The sequence below is a fragment of the Amycolatopsis sp. NPDC021455 genome, assembly GCF_040640995.1.
Taxonomy (GTDB): Bacteria; Actinomycetota; Actinomycetes; order Mycobacteriales; family Pseudonocardiaceae; genus Amycolatopsis.
The window spans coordinates 1-15,147 of sequence record NZ_JBFACT010000034.1; the positions used below are offsets into that span (position 1 = coordinate 1).

General features: G+C 71.7%; 17 protein-coding genes. 11 read left to right on the forward strand and 6 right to left on the reverse strand.

Features of this window, described 5'->3' with window-relative positions:
- Positions 1-103: 103 nt before the first annotated feature.
- Complete coding sequence (locus AB0G28_RS30055; protein ID WP_361096358.1) at positions 104-1,900, reverse strand: long-chain fatty acid--CoA ligase; 1,797 nt, start codon at positions 1,898-1,900, stop codon at positions 104-106.
- Positions 1,901-2,027: 127 nt separating this feature from the next.
- On the opposite strand from AB0G28_RS30055, the gene AB0G28_RS30060 reads away from it, so the two are divergent.
- From AB0G28_RS30060 to AB0G28_RS30090, 7 genes are all read left to right on the forward strand, one after another.
- On the forward strand, positions 2,028-2,438 hold the full coding sequence (locus AB0G28_RS30060) for a polyketide cyclase / dehydrase and lipid transport (protein WP_361096361.1): 411 nt from the start codon (positions 2,028-2,030) through the stop codon (positions 2,436-2,438).
- Positions 2,439-2,449: 11 nt separating this feature from the next.
- Positions 2,450-3,244 (forward strand): metallophosphoesterase, encoded by a 795-nt coding sequence (locus AB0G28_RS30065; protein ID WP_361096364.1) that lies wholly within the window; start codon positions 2,450-2,452, stop codon positions 3,242-3,244.
- Positions 3,245-3,271: 27 nt separating this feature from the next.
- A complete protein-coding gene (locus tag AB0G28_RS30070) occupies positions 3,272-3,709 on the forward strand; it encodes an SRPBCC family protein (protein WP_020644935.1) in 438 nt (145 codons plus the stop codon).
- A 4-nt stretch (positions 3,710-3,713) separates the two neighbouring features.
- The gene (locus tag AB0G28_RS30075) at positions 3,714-4,841 is read left to right on the forward strand and encodes an ArsA family ATPase (protein WP_361096367.1); all 1,128 of its coding nucleotides are present in this window, start codon (positions 3,714-3,716) and stop codon (positions 4,839-4,841) included.
- Positions 4,838-5,236: a hypothetical protein gene (locus AB0G28_RS30080; protein WP_361096370.1), complete on the forward strand. Its 399-nt coding sequence runs from the start codon at positions 4,838-4,840 to the stop codon at positions 5,234-5,236. Before AB0G28_RS30075 ends, AB0G28_RS30080 begins: the two co-directional genes overlap by 4 nt.
- Before the next feature lie 15 nt (positions 5,237-5,251).
- Positions 5,252-6,190, forward strand: coding sequence for an ROK family protein (locus tag AB0G28_RS30085; RefSeq protein ID WP_361096600.1), 939 nt, complete (start codon positions 5,252-5,254; stop codon positions 6,188-6,190).
- Between the two features lie 186 nt (positions 6,191-6,376).
- Positions 6,377-7,228, forward strand: a complete 852-nt coding sequence (locus AB0G28_RS30090; RefSeq protein ID WP_361096373.1) for an NUDIX hydrolase — start codon at positions 6,377-6,379, stop codon at positions 7,226-7,228.
- Here the strand turns inward: AB0G28_RS30090 and AB0G28_RS30095 are convergent.
- Genes AB0G28_RS30095 through AB0G28_RS30105 form a run of 3 tightly spaced genes read right to left on the reverse strand, consistent with a single transcriptional unit; the run spans position 7,225 to position 9,664 of the window.
- A complete protein-coding gene (locus AB0G28_RS30095) occupies positions 7,225-8,364 on the reverse strand; it encodes a glutamate--cysteine ligase (protein ID WP_361096376.1) in 1,140 nt (379 codons plus the stop codon). The two genes, AB0G28_RS30090 and AB0G28_RS30095, sit on opposite strands and share 4 nt — an antisense overlap.
- A gap of 11 nt (positions 8,365-8,375) precedes the next feature.
- Positions 8,376-8,900: a hypothetical protein gene (locus AB0G28_RS30100; RefSeq protein ID WP_361096379.1), complete on the reverse strand. Its 525-nt coding sequence runs from the start codon at positions 8,898-8,900 to the stop codon at positions 8,376-8,378.
- Positions 8,897-9,664 (reverse strand): alpha/beta fold hydrolase, encoded by a 768-nt coding sequence (locus tag AB0G28_RS30105; RefSeq protein ID WP_361096382.1) that lies wholly within the window; start codon positions 9,662-9,664, stop codon positions 8,897-8,899. The genes AB0G28_RS30100 and AB0G28_RS30105 overlap by 4 nt, the downstream gene beginning before the upstream one ends.
- Before the next feature lie 213 nt (positions 9,665-9,877).
- Here AB0G28_RS30105 and AB0G28_RS30110 point away from each other — a divergent pair, with 213 nt between their 5' ends.
- Both AB0G28_RS30110 and AB0G28_RS30115 read left to right on the forward strand, forming a co-directional pair.
- Positions 9,878-10,639 carry a lysophospholipid acyltransferase family protein gene (locus tag AB0G28_RS30110; RefSeq protein ID WP_361096385.1) on the forward strand — a complete coding sequence of 254 codons (762 nt, stop codon included), beginning with the start codon at positions 9,878-9,880 and terminating at the stop codon, positions 10,637-10,639.
- A 17-nt stretch (positions 10,640-10,656) separates the two neighbouring features.
- Positions 10,657-11,145, forward strand: a complete 489-nt coding sequence (locus AB0G28_RS30115) for a polyadenylate-specific 3'-exoribonuclease AS (protein ID WP_361096388.1) — start codon at positions 10,657-10,659, stop codon at positions 11,143-11,145.
- Here AB0G28_RS30115 and AB0G28_RS30120 read toward each other — a convergent pair.
- A complete protein-coding gene (locus AB0G28_RS30120) occupies positions 11,117-11,596 on the reverse strand; it encodes an Lrp/AsnC family transcriptional regulator (RefSeq protein ID WP_361096391.1) in 480 nt (159 codons plus the stop codon). The genes AB0G28_RS30115 and AB0G28_RS30120 overlap by 29 nt on opposite strands.
- A 109-nt stretch (positions 11,597-11,705) precedes the next feature.
- Here AB0G28_RS30120 and AB0G28_RS30125 point away from each other — a divergent pair, with 109 nt between their 5' ends.
- A complete protein-coding gene (locus tag AB0G28_RS30125) occupies positions 11,706-12,587 on the forward strand; it encodes a DMT family transporter (RefSeq protein ID WP_361096394.1) in 882 nt (293 codons plus the stop codon).
- A 110-nt stretch (positions 12,588-12,697) separates the two neighbouring features.
- Here AB0G28_RS30125 and AB0G28_RS30130 read toward each other — a convergent pair whose 3' ends face one another.
- The gene (locus AB0G28_RS30130) at positions 12,698-13,780 is read right to left on the reverse strand and encodes a 3-deoxy-7-phosphoheptulonate synthase (protein ID WP_361096397.1); all 1,083 of its coding nucleotides are present in this window, start codon (positions 13,778-13,780) and stop codon (positions 12,698-12,700) included.
- 283 nt (positions 13,781-14,063) lie between these two features.
- Between AB0G28_RS30130 and AB0G28_RS30135 the strand changes: the two genes are divergently transcribed.
- A complete protein-coding gene (locus AB0G28_RS30135; protein WP_361096400.1) occupies positions 14,064-15,089 on the forward strand; it encodes a 6-phosphofructokinase in 1,026 nt (341 codons plus the stop codon).
- Positions 15,090-15,147 lie beyond the last annotated feature (58 nt).

The window sequence follows — 15,147 nt, forward strand, 5'->3', positions numbered from 1 at the left end:
GTGGTACCGCGACTTCATCGCGGCCCAGCGGCACCCCGTAAGTCCGTGAAGGCCTCCTTCCCGGCTCTAAGAGCCGGGAAGGAGGCCTTCACGGACCATCCGGCTACTTCTTGTACAGGCCTTCGATGTCGTTGGCGTAGTTCTTCGACACCACGTTCCGCTTCAGCTTCAGGCTCGGCGTGATCTCCCCGCCGGCCTCGGTGAAGTCGTTCGCCAGCACGGTGAACTTCTTGATCGCCTCGGCCTTCGACACGGACTTGTTCGCCTCGTCGACCGCCGCCTGGATCTCCGCGAGCAGGTCCGGGTCCGAAGCCAGGTCCGCGACCGTGGCCGAAGAAGGCTTGCCGTGCTGGGACTTCCAGGACGGGAAGTACTCCTCGTCCACCGTCACCAGCGCCGCGATGAACGGCCGCTGGTCGCCGACCACCATCGCCTGGCTGACCAGCGGCGACGCCTTGATCGTGTCCTCGAGGCCGGACGGGGCGACGTTCTTGCCGCCCGCCGTCACGATGATCTCCTTCTTGCGGCCGGTGATCTTCAGGAACCCGTCCGCGTCCAGCTCGCCGAGGTCGCCGGTGTGGAACCAGCCGTCCGTCAGCGCCTCCGCCGTCGCCTGCGGGTTGTTGTAGTACGCGCGGAACACGACGTCGCCCTTGAGCAGCACTTCACCGTCGTCGGCGATGCGGACCGACGTGCCGTTGACCGGCTTGCCGACCGTGCCCACCCGGAACGCCGTCTGCGTGTTGACGTTCGCCGCCGCGGACGTCTCGGTCAGGCCGTAGCCCTCGAACACCGGGACGCCGATGCCGCGGAAGAAGTGCGCCAGCCGCGCACCCAAAGGCGCGCCGCCCGAGACCGCCGCGACGCAGCGGCCGCCGAGGGCCGCGCGCAGCTTGCCGTAGACCAGCTTGTCGAACGCCAGGTGCTTGAGCTTCAAGCCCAGCCCGGCACCGCCGTTGTCCTGCGCCTCGCTGTAGGCGACCGCGGTGGCCTCGGCGGCGTCGAAGATCTTGCCCTTGCCCTCGCTGTGGGCCTTCTGCTTCGCCGAGTTGTAGACCTTCTCGAACACGCGCGGCACGGCGACGACGAACGTCGGCCGGAACGTGCCGAGGTCGGCGACCAGGTTCTTCACGTCCGGGGTGTGCCCGAGGGTGACGCGCGCGGTCAGCGCGGTGACGGCGATCGCGCGGGCCAGCACGTGCGCGAGCGGCAGGAAGCACAGCAGCGAGTTGCCCTGCTCCATGAGCTGCGGGAACGCCTCGATGTCGGCGCGGATCTCGGCCAGCAGGTTGCGGTGGGTCAGCTCGACGCCCTTGGGGCGGCCGGTGGTGCCCGAGGTGTAGACGATCGTGGCGAGCTCGTTCGCGGTGACCTCGCGCCGCCGGTCGTGCAGCTCGTCGTCCGACAGCGAAGCGCCGAGGGCGGCGAGCATCTCGACCGCCGGGTTGTCACCCTCGATCTGCCAGGTGTTCTGCAGGTCGGTGAGCCGGTCCCGGACCTGCTCCACCGCGCCGGCGTGCCCGCTCGTCTCGACGAAGACGGCCTTGGCGGCCGAGTCGGAGAGGATCCAGTACACCTGCTCGGGGGAGGAGGTGTCGTAGATCGGGACGGTCACCGCGCCGGCCGCCCAGATCGCGAAGTCGATCAGGGTCCACTCGTAGCGGGTCTTCGACATGATCGCGACGCGGTCGCCGCGGCCGATCCCGGCCTTCGCCATCCCCTTGGCCACGGCCAGCACCTCGGCCGCGAACTCCTTGGCGGTCACGTCCAGCCAGCTGCCCTCGACCTGGCGGCGGAAGCTCACCACGTCGGAGAACCGCTCGGCGTTCGCCCAGACGACGTCGGACATGTTTTCGTCGTCGGCCACCGGCTTGCCGGCGGGAGCGCTGTATTCGCGCACGTGGACCTCCGTGTTCAACGCGTGCGGCAGGTGACACCGCTGTTACCCGCCAGTCAACTTAGCGTGGTGAGCACCTTAAGACCATGCTGATCGCCCGTGCATGGCGAGGCCGTGACATTCTTCGCACGTGAACGCGCCACCCTCACTCGACATCGTCGACGAGACGTTCCTCGTGGTTCCGCCGTCGACCGTGGCCGCCGCCTTCGCCGATCCCGCATCGTGGACGCGCTACTGGCCCGACCTGGTCCTCGAGGTCTACACCGACCGCGGCGACAAGGGCCTGCGCTGGACGGTGCGGGGCGCCCTCGTCGGTACGATGGAGGTCTGGCTCGAGCCGGTGCTCGACGGCACCCTGCTGCACTACTTCCTGCGGGCGACGCCCGCGGACGCGGCGGGGACGCCCCGGGCGCTGGCGCCGCGCGACCTGCGCCGGGAGTTCGACCGGCGGGCCCGCGCGGCGAAGGCGATCGCCCTCGGGCTCAAGGAGATCCTGGAGGACGGGCGCGAGCCCGGCGTTCCTCCACGCGGCGAGGGCTAGGGGGACCTGGGGTGCGGGTACACGTCGTTTCGGACGTGCACGGCAACGCCGACGCGCTGAAGCGCGCGGGGGAGGGGGCCGACGCCCTGGTCGTGCTCGGGGACCTGATCGACTTCGTCGACTACCACGACTACGAGAAGGGCATCATGGGCGCCCTGTTCGGCGCGGAGAAGGTCGGCGAGTTCGCCCGCCTGCGCCGCGAGGGCACCCGTGACGAAACCGTTGCCTACTCGCGGACGCTCTGGGCGACCCTCGACGACCCGGGCGGCGCGGTCGACGAGGCCATCCGCGCCCAGTACGCGACGCTGTTCGCGGCGATGACCGCGCCCACCTACGCCACCCCCGGCAACGTCGACACCCCGGCGCTGTGGCCGGAGTTCGCCGGTGCGGGCATCACGGTCCTGGACGGCGAGGTCGCCGAGATCGGCGGCCTGCGGTTCGGGTTCGTCGGCGGCGCGCTGCTGCCCGACGGGGTCGTCCCGCGGCCGCGCAAAGGCGCGGCGTGGCGCCCCTACCTGCGGGTTCGCGAGGACTACGACGCGAGTGTCGCCGCGTTGACCGACGTCGACGTCCTCTGCACGCACGGCCCGCCCGCCCTGCCGGAGCTGACCTACGACGTCGTGGCGCGCCGCAGCGAGATCGGCTCGGCGGCGCTGCTGGAGCTGATCCGGGCCCAGCGGCCGCGCTGGTCGGTGTTCGGGCACGTGCACCAGCCCCTGGCGGCCCGCGCCCGGGTCGGCCTGACCGAGTGCCGTAACGTGGGTCACTTCAAGGAGACCGGGCAGCCGTACGTGCTGCGCTGGTGACCAACCGCGGCGGCTACGCTTCGACCCATGGCCGAGCAGTCCACACAGTCCATCGAGGTCGACGCCGAGCCCAGCCGGGTGATGGCCGTGATCGCCGACTTCCCCGCGTATCCGGAATGGGCCAAGGCCGTCCGGCAGACCGAGGTCCTCGACACCGACGACGGCGGGCGGGCCAAGCAGGTCAAGCTGACCCTCGACGCGGGCCCGATCAAGGACGTCTACACCCTCGAATACGACTGGGACGACGACGGCCTCGGCGTCAGCTGGCACCTGGTCAAGGGCCAGATGCAGAAGGCGCAGAACGGCCGCTACGCGCTGGCGGACCTCGGCGGCGGCCGCACCCGCGTGACGTACACGCTGTCGGTCGAGCTGGCGCTGCCGATGATCGGCCTGCTGCGCCGCAAGGCCGAGAAGATGGTCATGGACACCGCGCTCAAGGAGCTGAAGAAGCGGGCCGAGGGGTAGCCGCGTGCGGATCCTGCTGTTCACCGGCAAGGGGGGTGTCGGGAAGACCACGCTGGCCGCGGCCACCGGCGCCGCCCTCGCCGCCCGCGGCAGGAAGACGCTCGTCGTGTCCACCGACCCGGCGCACTCGCTCGCCGACGCCTACGGGCACCCCCTGGGTGCCGAACCGTCCGAAGTGGACACTCTGCTGGCCGGGGTGCAGGTCGACGCGCGGACGCTGGTGGACACCAGCTGGCACCGGCTGCGCGCGGAGCTGCAGGCCGCGCTGGCCGGCGCCGGCTTGGACACCCTCGACGCCGAGGAACTGACCGTCTTGCCCGGCGTCGACGAACTGCTCGCCCTGACCGAGGTCCGCCGGCTGGCCGAGGACGGCCGGTGGGACACCATCGTCGTCGACTGCGGGCCGACGGCCGAGACGCTGCGGCTGCTCGCCCTGCCCGAAGCCGTGTCCGGCTACCTGCCGCGCCTGTTCGGGCGCCGCGTCACCGAGCCGGTGCGCCGGCTCGGCGTCCACCTCGACGGCCTGCGCACGCTGCTCACCGACCCGTCGGTGACGACGGTCCGCCTGGTGCTGACGCCGGAACGGGTGGTCGTCGCCGAGGCGCGGCGCACGCTCAGCTCGCTGGCCCTGCGCGGCATCGCCGTCGACGGCCTGATCGCGAACCGGCTGATGCCCGCGCCCGGGTTCTGGCGCGGCGGCGCCGCGGCGTGGCTGCGCACCCGCCGCGCGCAGCAGGACGCCGTGCTCGCCGAACTCGCCGCCACCGGGATCGCGCCGGTCGCCCGGGTCGAGCACCGCGCCGCCGAACCGGTCGGGCTGCCCGCGCTGCTGGAGATCGCCGCCGAGCTGTACCGCGGCGGCGACCCCCTGGACGGCGACGGGACGCCCGTCACCCCGCTGCTGCGCGTGCGGCGCGCCCCCGACGGGTACACCCTGCGCGTCGCGATCCCGCTCGCGCGGGACGCCGAGGTCGATCTCGCCCGCGTCGACGACGACCTGGCGATCACCGTGGACGGCTTCCGCAGGCTCATCGCCCTGCCGGAGTCGCTGCGGCCGTGCCGGATCACCGGCGCGGAATCCGACGCCGACGGCCTGGTCGTGAGCCTGGCCGGGAACCGGGGACGCGGGTGAGCGAAGAGGAACACGGGCCGCGCCTGGCGGAGGAGATCCGCCTGCTCGCCGAAATGGTCGTGGAGAAGGCGGCGCCGTGGCTCGAAGGGGTCCTCGCGGCCGGGCACGGGACACCTGAGGAGGCGAAACCGGACGGTTCGGCGTGCGGCTGGTGTCCGCTCTGTGCGATCGTCGCGGTGGTGCGGGGCGAGCGTCCCGAGCTGGTGGCCAGGGTGGCCGAGCAGCTCGCGCAGCTGGTGGCCCTGCTGCGCGCGGTGCTCGCGGACCGGTGGGAGCCGGAGGAGGGCGTGCACATGCCCGGGTTCAGGCCGGCGGCACGGCCCGCCGCGGACGCCACGGTGTCGACCAGGGTCCAGCACATCACCGTCCGCAAGCGCGACGAGTGGGAGAGCTGAGTGCGGACGATAGGGGTGGACGTCGGCGGGACGAGCATCCGGGCCGGCGTGGTGGACGAACGCGGCTCCCTGCTCGACACGGCCCGCGTCGCGACGCCGACCGAGGAAGGCGCCCTCGAGGACGCCATCGCCGGCGTGGTCGAGGACCTGCGCAACCGGCACGACGTGGCCGGCGTCGGCCTGGCCGTGGCCGGGTTCGTGGCGCGCGACCGCCGGTCGGTGATGTTCGCGCCGCACCTGGCGTGGCGCGGCGCCCCGGTGGCCGACCGGATCGAAAAGCGCGTCGGCCTGCCGGTGCTGCTGGAGCACGACGTCAATTCGGCGATAGTGGGCGAGCACCGCTTCGGCGCGGCCCGCGGCGCCCAGGTGGCGGCGCTGGTGGCGCTGGGCACGGGCATCGGCGCGGGCCTCCTGCTGGACGGCAAGCTCTACCGGGGCGCGTACGGCGTGGCACCGGAGCTGGGCCACCTGACGGTGGTCCGTGGTGGCCGCCCCTGCCCGTGCGGCAAGTACGGCTGCTGGGAGCGCTACTGCAGCGGAACGGCCCTGGCGGCGACGGCGGTGGAGCTGCTGGCCCGGCACCCGGGCCGGTCGACGGTACTGGCCCCGCAGGTCGCGGGCGACCCGGGCTCGGTGACGGGCCGCCGGGTGGCCGGAGCGGCCCGCGACGGCGACCCGATCGCCCAGCTGGCGATGGCGGAGCTGGCGAAGTGGCTCGGCGAGGGTCTGGCCCTGGTGGCGGACGTGTTCGACCCGGAGATCATCGTCATCGGGGGAGGCGTGTCGGAGTCGGCGCCCCTGTTCCTGGACGAGGCCCGCGAGCACTACGCGGGAGCGATCACGGGAGCCCGCCACCGCCCCCTCGCCCGCATCCGCACAGCCCACCTGGGCGACGACACGGCCATCGTCGGCGCGGCCGCCCTGGCCGTGGAAGCGGCGAAAGCGCCGGTCTGACCCAGCAAGATGCCTTGAACGACTCGTTCAGGACGTCCGACGTCCTGAACGAGTCGTTCAAGGCATTCCGGCGCGAGCGGAATTGTCAGTGGCCCCCGGTAGCGTGGAAAACGGGGGCTGCTCGGAACGCCCTGGGGCGGCTCTCCGGCGGTCGTCGAGTGCGCAAGCTTGTGCCACGCTGGGCGGGTGCCCCAGCCGTCCGCGAGCGTGTTCGTCCGCTGCTCCTGCGGCCGGCTGCACTGGGGCCGCTACGGCGCCGCCGGCCTGCTGCTCGCCGATCCCGCCCGCGGGGTCCTGCTCCAACGGCGCGCCTGGTGGGTGCACCACGGCCGTACCTGGGCCCTGCCCGGCGGCGCCATCGAAGCCGGCGAGACCGCCGTAACCGCCGCCGCCCGGGAAGCGCTCGAAGAGGCCGCCGTCCCCGCCAGGGCCTTCCGCGCGGTCGCCGCGTCCGTGGTGGACCATGGGGACTGGAGCTACACGACCGTGCTCGCCCTCGCCGACGGAGCCGACGGCACCGAGGCGCGGGCCGCCGACACCGAAAGTGCGGAGGTGCGCTGGGTGGACCCCGACGACGTGCCCGGGTACCGGCTGCACCGCGACTTCGCCGCCGCCTGGCCGGACCTGCGCGACCGCGTGGGGCAGGAGCTGGTCCTCGTCGTGGACGGGGCCAACGTCGTCGGCTCGCGGCCGGACGGCTGGTGGCGTGACCGGCACGGCGCCGCCGAGCGCCTCCGCGACCAGCTCGCCAAACTCGCCGAGGCCGGCGTGCCCGACCCGGACGACCCGGCCGTGACCTGGTGGCCGCGGATCATCCTGGTCGTCGAAGGCAAGGCCAGGAACGTCACCGGAACCCCGGGCGTCGAAGTGGTCGCGGCCGACACCGACGGCGATTCCAAGATCGTCGAGGTCGTCGCGCGGCAGCAGGCGAAAGTCCTGGTGGCGACGGCTGATCGTGAGCTGAAAAGACGGGTGGAAGCCCACGGCGCGGCGATCCTCGGCCCCGGCACGCTGCGCACCCGGCTCGACGCGCTTTAGTCCTTCGCGATCCCGTCCCGCATCTCGGCGACCAGCGACGCCATGACGGCTTTCAGGCTGCCCTTGTGCCGTTCGCGCACCGCCCGCTGCCGCCGGTAGCTCGGCCCGTACCGCAGGATCGTCTCGACGTCGCGCAGCTCCGCCACGCAGTCCAGGCGCCGCGCCACCGGCTCCAGCCGGTCCAGCAGGTCCACCACGTCGTCGGTGACCAGCCGCTCGCGCCCGGCCGCGTCCAGGATGACGATCGCGTCCGTGCCGTAGCGGGCCGCGCGCCACTTGTTCTCCTGGACGTGCCACGGCGGCAGCGTCGGCAGGATTTCGCCGTCCTCGAGGCGCTCGACGAAGTCGTCCACCAGGCACTGCGTCAGCGCCGCGATCGCGCCGACCTCCTCCAGCGTCGGCAGCCCGTCGCAGACGCGCATCTCGATCGTGCCCAGCTTCGGCGACGGCCGGATGTCCCAGCGGATCTCGGAGAAGTGGTCGATCACGCCGGTGGTGAACATGTCCTCGACGTAGCTCTCCAGCTCCGCCCACTTCCGGAACTGGAACGGCAGCCCGGCCGTCGGCAGCTGCTGGAACATCAGCGCCCGGTTCGACGCGTACCCGGTGTCCTCGGCACCCCAGTACGGCGACGACGCCGACAGCGCCTGCAGGTGCGGCGCGTAGTTGAGCAGCGCGTCGAGGACCGGCAGCACCTTCTCGCGGTGGTCGACCCCGACGTGGATGTGCACGCCGTAGATCAGCATCTGCCGTCCCCACCACTGGGTCCGGTCGATGAGCTTGGCGTAGCGCTCCTTGTCGGTGACCTTCTGCTGGTACCAGTTCGAGAAGGGGTGCGTCCCCGCCGAGAACATCTCGACGCCGAGCGGGTCGGCGACGCCGTGCACGACGTCGAGCGAGTCGTTCAGGTCGGCCTTGATCTCGGCGATGGTGTCGCAGACGCCGGTGATGATCTCGATCGTGTTGAGCAGCAGCTCCTGCTTGATCTTCGGGTGCTCGGCCGCGCCGTCCGGCCGGACCGCCTCGAGGATCTGCTCGGCGACCGAGGACAGCTCGCCGCTGCGCCGGTCCACCAGGCCGAGCTCCCACTCCGCGCCGACGGTCGATCGCCGCGAAGGGCTGAACTCGATGTGCATCGCCGCGGGAGTCAGACCTGGGCGCCGTTGCTGGGGTCCGCGCCGGGCGGCGGCCCCTGCCGGACGCGGAGCAGCAGCAGCGCGATCGACGTCGCGAGCGCGAGGATGCCCAGCGGTGTCGCCACCGTCGGGCCGACCCCGATCGCGCCGGGCAGGATCAGCAGGAACAGCCCGGACAGGAACAGCAGCAGGATGAGGAACGCGCCCATCTTCGGCCGCGGCAACGGCGGCGGCTCCGGCGGGATGTAGTGCTCGTCGTCGTCCGCGGGGTCGTCGGAGAACATCGTCGCGTCCCACGACGTGCCCCCGGACCGCCAGCCGGGCTCCGGCGGGGTGTCCACGGCCGGCGGCTCGGCGGGCCGCTCCGGCGTCTTCCGCGACTCGGTTCCCGCGCCCAGCCCGGGCGCGGTGGCGGCTCCGGCGTCGGTGTCCGCGGTGTCCTCTTCGGGCAGCCCGAACCCGCCGGCCCGCAGGTCGGCGACGATCTCGGCGAACGTCGCGTCGACGTCCTCCGGCCCGTCCTTCCCGCGGCTCATGCGGTCTCCTCCGGCTGTGCGGCGTGCGCCTTCGCGAACTCGACGCTACGCGTGAAGATCACCTCGGCGTCGTTGTCCTGCGTCGCCACGTGGTAGCTGTCCTCCAGCACGACCTCGGTGACGTCGGTGCTCGACACGCCTTTCAGCACCAGCTGCGAGTTCACCGGCTCGACGACGTGGTCGACCGACGAGTGCAGCAGCAGCACCGGCTGGGTCACCTTGGCCAGGTCGGCGCGCACGACCGCCCACAGCCGCGCCAGGCTCGCCGCCGCGCGCACCGGGGTCCGCGGGTAGGCCAGCTCGGTCTCGCCCGGCTTCTTGATGTCGTTCGCGATCGCCGGCACCGACGGGACGATCCGGCCCAGCACCGGCAGCAGCCGCGTGTCCCACTTCAGCCGCGTCACGGACGGGTTGACCAGCACGATCCCGGCGATCCGGTCGCCGAACTCCTCGGCGAGGCGCAGCGTGAGGGTGCCGCCCATCGACATGCCGCCGACGAACACGGTCTTGCACGTCGCCAGCAGCGCGAGCAGCGCCTCCCGGACCGCGCCGTACCAGTCCTCCCACGTCGTGCGGTTGAGGTCCTGCCAGCGGGTGCCGTGGCCGGGCAGCAGCGGGCAGCGCACCGTGAACCCGGCCCCGGCCAGGTGGTCACCCCAGGCCCGCATGCTCGCCGGGGTACCGGTGAACCCGTGGCACAGCAGGAAGCCCGTTTCGGCCGAACCGGTGTGGCCGAACGGTTCCGCGCCGGCGAGCACGCCCATGCGATCGCCTTCCGTGTGAGCGGTGCAGTCCCTCCATGCTCTCACGCCCGGCGAGCGTTGTGGGGGTCCGCCCGGACCCGGAATTCGCTGTGAGATCGATCGCTGCCGAAGTGGTAACCGGGTGGTCCGCGTTGTGCGGCGGCCACCCGGCTTCGTAGGCTGTCCGACGCGGGTGAACAGGGGCTGCGGCTGCGATGGAGGACTGAGGCACCGGTGCTGTACTGGCTCATGAAGTGGGTGTTCCTCGGACCGCTGCTCAAGGCGCTCTGGCCGACCAAGGTCGTCGGCGCGGAGAACATCCCCGAGACCGGCGGCGCGATCCTGGCCGGCAACCACCTGGCGGTCGCGGACTCGTTCTTCATGCCGCTGCGGGTCAAGCGCAAGGTGACCTTCCCGGCCAAGTCCGAGTACTTCACCGAGCCCGGCTTCAAGGGCACGCTCAAGAAGTGGTTCTTCACCGGCGTCGGCCAGTTCCCGATCGACCGGTCGGGCGGCAACGCCGCGCAGGCCGCGCTCGACACGGCGATCCGGCTGGTGAAGGCGGGCCACCTGCTCGGCATCTACCCGGAGGGCACCCGGTCCCCGGACGGGCGGCTGTACAAGGGCAAGACCGGCGTCGCCCGGATCGCCCTGGAGTCCGGCGGCGTGGTGATCCCGGTGGCGATGATCGGCACGGACAAGGTCAACCCGATCGGCTCCAAGATGTGGTGGCCGCGCCGCCTCGAGGTCCGGTTCGGCAAGCCCCTCGACTTCTCGCGGTACGAGGGCCTCGCGGGCGACCGCTTCATCGAGCGGTCGATCACCGACGAGATCATGTACGCGCTGATGGAGCTGTCCGGCCAGGAGTACGTCGACATCTACGCGGCGAAGGCGAAGGAACTCCTCGCGGCCGAAGCGGCGGGGGTGAAGCCGGAGGTGCCCGCACAGCCCGCCGCGCGTGACGCCGCCCGGGTGCCGGACTCCAAGGTCGGCTGACCTACTACTGTTCACCGGTGCGGTTTTTCTACGACACCGAGTTCATCGAAGACGGCGTGACGATCGATCTGGTGTCGATCGGGGTGGTGGACGAGCGGGGTCGCGAGTTCTACGCGGTTTCGACCGAGTTCGACCCTGCGAAGGCGGGACCGTGGGTGCGCGACCACGTCCTGGACAAGCTGCCGTCGCCGGCGGACCGGGCCTGGCGCAGTCGCGAGAAGATCCGCGCCGACCTGCTGGAGTTCTTCGGCAAGCCGCCCGGCGGCATCGAGCTGTGGGCCTGGTTCGCCGCGTACGACCACGTCGCACTCGCCCAGCTGTGGGGCCCGATGCCGGCCCTGCCCCGGCAGCTGCCGCGCTTCACGCGCGACCTGCGGCAGCGCTGGGAGGACGCGGGCAAGCCGAAGCTCCCGGCGGCTCCCACCGACCAGCACGACGCGCTGGCCGACGCGAAGCACAACCTGGCCCGCTGGGAAGTCATCGAGGAGTACTTCCACCGTCGCTGAAACCCGGCGTCACCACCGTCCGGCGGAAGTGGTCGAAGATCACCGACGTGCGGACGTCGACGATCTCCTTGCGCTGGGTCAGCTTGTCGAGCACGAACCCGCTGAGCTCGTCGTTGTCGGCGACCGCGATGTGCAGCAGGAAGTCGTCGCTGCCGGACATCACGAACACCGACAGCACCTCGGGCAGGCCCGTCACGAACGCGCGGAAGGACTCGATCACCGCCCGGTCCGGCGGCCGCAGCCGCACGGCGACCATCGCCTGCACCGGCCGGCCGATCTTCTTCAGGTCGACGTCGACGTGGTGACCGCGCACGATCCCGCGCCTGCTCAGGTCCCGCACCCGCTCGAGGCACGTCGACTGGGCGATGTGCAGCCGGCGGGCGAGCTCCTTGTTGGTCTGCTTGGCGTCCTCCTGCAGCAACGTCAGCAGCGCCGTGTCAAGTTCGTCCACCGGGTCCTCGGCCTCCGTGAAATCGAGCGCGATTCGAGATTTCGCCGACTCTACCGAATCGGATGCGGCAGGAGCCCGTCGTCGCCTGTGTAGTGCTTAGCGTACGACCATGATCACCGAGTCCGTGAACACCGGCCGACGGTCGGCCGTAGTCGCCGTCCTGGCCGCCGCACTGATCTGGAGCAGCTCCTTCGCGGTCACGAAGGTGGTGCTGGCGGAAGTCCCGCCGATGACCCTGGGCGCGTTCCGGTTCGTCCTCGCCGCGGTCGTCCTCGGCGTGGTGGTGCGCGCCGGCCGGTGGCCGCTGCCGTCGCCGAGGCAGCGGCTGTTCATCGGCTTCGCCGGCCTGCTCGGGATCACCGCGTACTTCGCCTTGGAGAACGCCGGGGTCGGCTGGGCCACGGCGTCCGACGCGACGCTGATCGTCGCGGCGTACCCGGTCATCACCCTGGCGCTCGCCGGCCGCGCCGCGTTCTCGCCGATCGCGCTGACCGGCGCGGTCGTGGCCGTCGCCGGGGTGTGGCTGGTGGTGGGCGGGCAGCCGGGCGGCGGGAGCGAGCACCGGGTGTGGGGCGACCTGATCCTCATCGCGGGCGGCGTCGTCTGGGCGGTCTACAACCTCCTCGCCCGGCGAGACGGATCCGGCGCCACGCCGATCGTGGTCACCTATTACCAGACGCTGGCGGGCGCGGGCGGCTTCGTGCTGTTGTCGCTCACGGAGGCGGACCGCTGGAGCGTCCCCACCGCGGCGGGCCTGCTGCGGATCGGCTTCCTCGCGGCGTTCTGCTCGGTCGCGGCCTTCCTGCTGTACAACCACGGCCTCCGCCGCCTCGAACCGGGTGTCGCGGTCAACCTGCTCAACATCGTCCCGGTGGCCGGCCTCGGCTGGGCCGTGCTCCTGGCGGGCGAGACCCCGACCCCGGTCCAGCTGCTCGGCGGCGCAGTCGTCATCGCCGGCGTTTTCCTGGGCAGCCACCGGAAAGACCGCTGACGCGAACCTGCAAACTCCGAACCCTCGATCACGCCCTGTGGACGAACGCCCGGAATTGTCGGGGTCCCCCGGTAACGTGAAATCCGGGGGACCCCCAGGCCGGGGACCTCTCAGCGGCGCGCCCGCACGGCCGAGGCCAGCTCGTCCAGCAGCGGTGCGGTGTCGTCCCAGGCCAGGCACGCGTCCGTGATCGACTGCCCGTAGGTCAGCTCCGAGGCGTGGCCCAGGGAAAGCTCCTGCCGCCCGCCGGCCAGGAAGCTCTCCATCATCAGCCCGGTGATCCCGCGCTCGCCCGACGCCAGCCGCGCGGCCAGCTCGCGCACCACCGAGGCCTGCCGCACGTGGTCCTTGCCGCTGTTGCCGTGCGACGCGTCGATGATCACCCGCTCCGGCAGTCCGGCCTTCGCCAGCCGGGCCAGCGTGTCCGCCACCGTGGCGGCGTCGTAGTTCGGGCCGCCGTTGTGGCCGCGCAGGATCACGTGGCAGTCCGGGTTGCCCGACGTCGTCAGCAGCGCCGCCAGGCCATCGGTGTTGATGCCCGGGAACACGTGGCTCGCCGCCGCCGCGCGGGTCGCGTCCACCGCCACCTGGACGTCGCCCTCCGTCGAGTTCTTGATGCCCACCGGCATCGACAGCGCGCTGCACAGCTGCCGGTGGACCTGGCTCGCCGCCGTCCGCGCGCCGATCGAGCCCCACGTCACGATGTCGGAGATGAACTGCGGCGTGATCGGGTCGAGGAACTCGCACCCGACCGGCAGGCCCAGCCCGGACACGTCGAGCAGCAGCTTGCGCGCCATCCGCAGGCCCTTGTTGACGGCGAACGTGCCGTCGAGGTCCGGGTCGTTGATCAGGCCCTTCCAGCCCAGCGTCGTGCGCGGCTTTTCGAAGTACACGCGCATCACGATGTGCAGGTCTTCGCGCAGTTCCTCGGCCTTGGCGGCCAGCCGGCGGGCGTAGTCGAGCGCGGCTTCGGGGTCGTGCACCGAACACGGGCCGACGACGACCAGCAGGCGGTCGTCGCGGCCTTCGAGGATGTCAACGGCATCGGCGCGGCCCTGCCGCACGACCTTGGCGACGGCGGCGTCGACCGGATGGTCTTCGCGCAGCAGCGCGGGCGAAATGAGCGGACTGATCGACGTGGTGCGCGCGGCGTCGAGGTCACCGATGGTGGCGGGGCCGACGGAGAGCGTCATGGCGGGGGTGTTCCTTCCTGGTGGACACCGACCCGCGGGGACTCGCCGAGCCGGTTCGGAGATCCGGCTCGGGGTGGGAGATCAGCGCAGGTTCACGCCGCCGTGCCCACCCGGGGCCGGCTTCGTAAACCAGAAATAGCGCTGCATGCGCATCAACGTAGCACAGGCGTCACAGAGACCGATCCGGCAGGTGGTACGGCCTGCACCGATCAAGACGTGAGCCGCTACGCTGGCGGACGACGAAATGTGACTGTCATCTCCCGAGAACAGACGGAGGCTTCTCATGCGTGTCGGTGTGCTGACCGGCGGCGGCGACTGCCCGGGGCTCAACGCGGTGATCCGCGCGGTGGTGCGCAAGGGCATCGAGGTGCACGGCTGGGACTTCGTGGGCTTCCGCAACGGCTGGAACGGCCCGCTCACCGGCGACAGCCGCCCGCTGGGCCTGAACGACGTCGAGGACATCCTCACCCGCGGCGGCACCATCCTGCGGTCCTCGCGCACCAACCCGTACAAGGTCGACGGCGGCGTCGACAAGATCAAGCAGGTCCTCGCCGACCAGGGCGTCGACGCGCTGATCGCGATCGGCGGCGAGGACACCCTCGGCGTCGCGAAGCGGCTGACCGACGACGGCGTCGGCGTCGTCGGTGTCCCCAAGACGATCGACAACGACCTGGGCGCCACCGACTACACCTTCGGCTTCGACACCGCGGTCTCCATCGCGACCGAGGCGATCGACCGGCTGCACACCACGGCCGAGTCGCACCACCGCGCGCTCGTCGTCGAGGTCATGGGCCGCCACGCCGGCTGGATCGCGCTGCACTCCGGCCTGGCCGGCGGCGCGAGCGTCATCCTGGTGCCGGAGAAGCACTTCAACGTCGACCAGGTCGTCTCCTGGGTCGAGCGCCGCTTCGAGAAGGAGTTCGCGCCGATCATCGTCGTCGCCGAGGGCGCGCTGCCCGAGGGCGGCGAGGAGAAGCTGCTGACCGGCGAGAAGGACGCCTTCGGGCACGTCCGCCTCGGCGGCATCGGCACCTGGCTGGCCGACGAGATCGCCCACCGCACCGGCAAGGAGTCCCGCGCGGTCGTGCTGGGCCACGTCCAACGCGGCGGCACCCCGACGGCCTACGACCGCGTCCTGGCCACCCGCTTCGGCCTGCACGCGGTCGACGCGGTCGCGGACGGCGACTTCGGCGTCATGGTCGCCCTCAAGGGCACGGACATCGTCCGCGTGAAGCTGTCCGAGGCGACGGCCGAGCTGAAGACGGTCCCGGTCGAGCGCTACCAGGAAGCCGAAGTCTTCTTCGGCTGAGCCAAAGTCCGTGAAGGCCTCCTTCCCGGCTTTAAGAGCCGGGAAGGAGGCCTTCACG

Excerpts from the sequence above, each read along its gene's own strand:
- AB0G28_RS30105 (WP_361096382.1), bottom strand. The coding sequence starts at position 9,664 with ATGGGCGTGCTCGCCGGCGCGGAACCGTTCGGCCACACCGGTTCGGCC.
- AB0G28_RS30100 (WP_361096379.1), bottom strand. The coding sequence starts at position 8,900 with ATGAGCCGCGGGAAGGACGGGCCGGAGGACGTCGACGCGACGTTCGCC.
- AB0G28_RS30095 (WP_361096376.1), bottom strand. The coding sequence starts at position 8,364 with ATGCACATCGAGTTCAGCCCTTCGCGGCGATCGACCGTCGGCGCGGAG.
- AB0G28_RS30070 (WP_020644935.1), top strand. The coding sequence starts at position 3,272 with ATGGCCGAGCAGTCCACACAGTCCATCGAGGTCGACGCCGAGCCCAGC.
- AB0G28_RS30130 (WP_361096397.1), bottom strand. The coding sequence starts at position 13,780 with ATGACGCTCTCCGTCGGCCCCGCCACCATCGGTGACCTCGACGCCGCG.
- AB0G28_RS30135 (WP_361096400.1), top strand. The coding sequence starts at position 14,064 with ATGCGTGTCGGTGTGCTGACCGGCGGCGGCGACTGCCCGGGGCTCAAC.
- AB0G28_RS30125 (WP_361096394.1), top strand. The coding sequence starts at position 11,706 with ATGATCACCGAGTCCGTGAACACCGGCCGACGGTCGGCCGTAGTCGCC.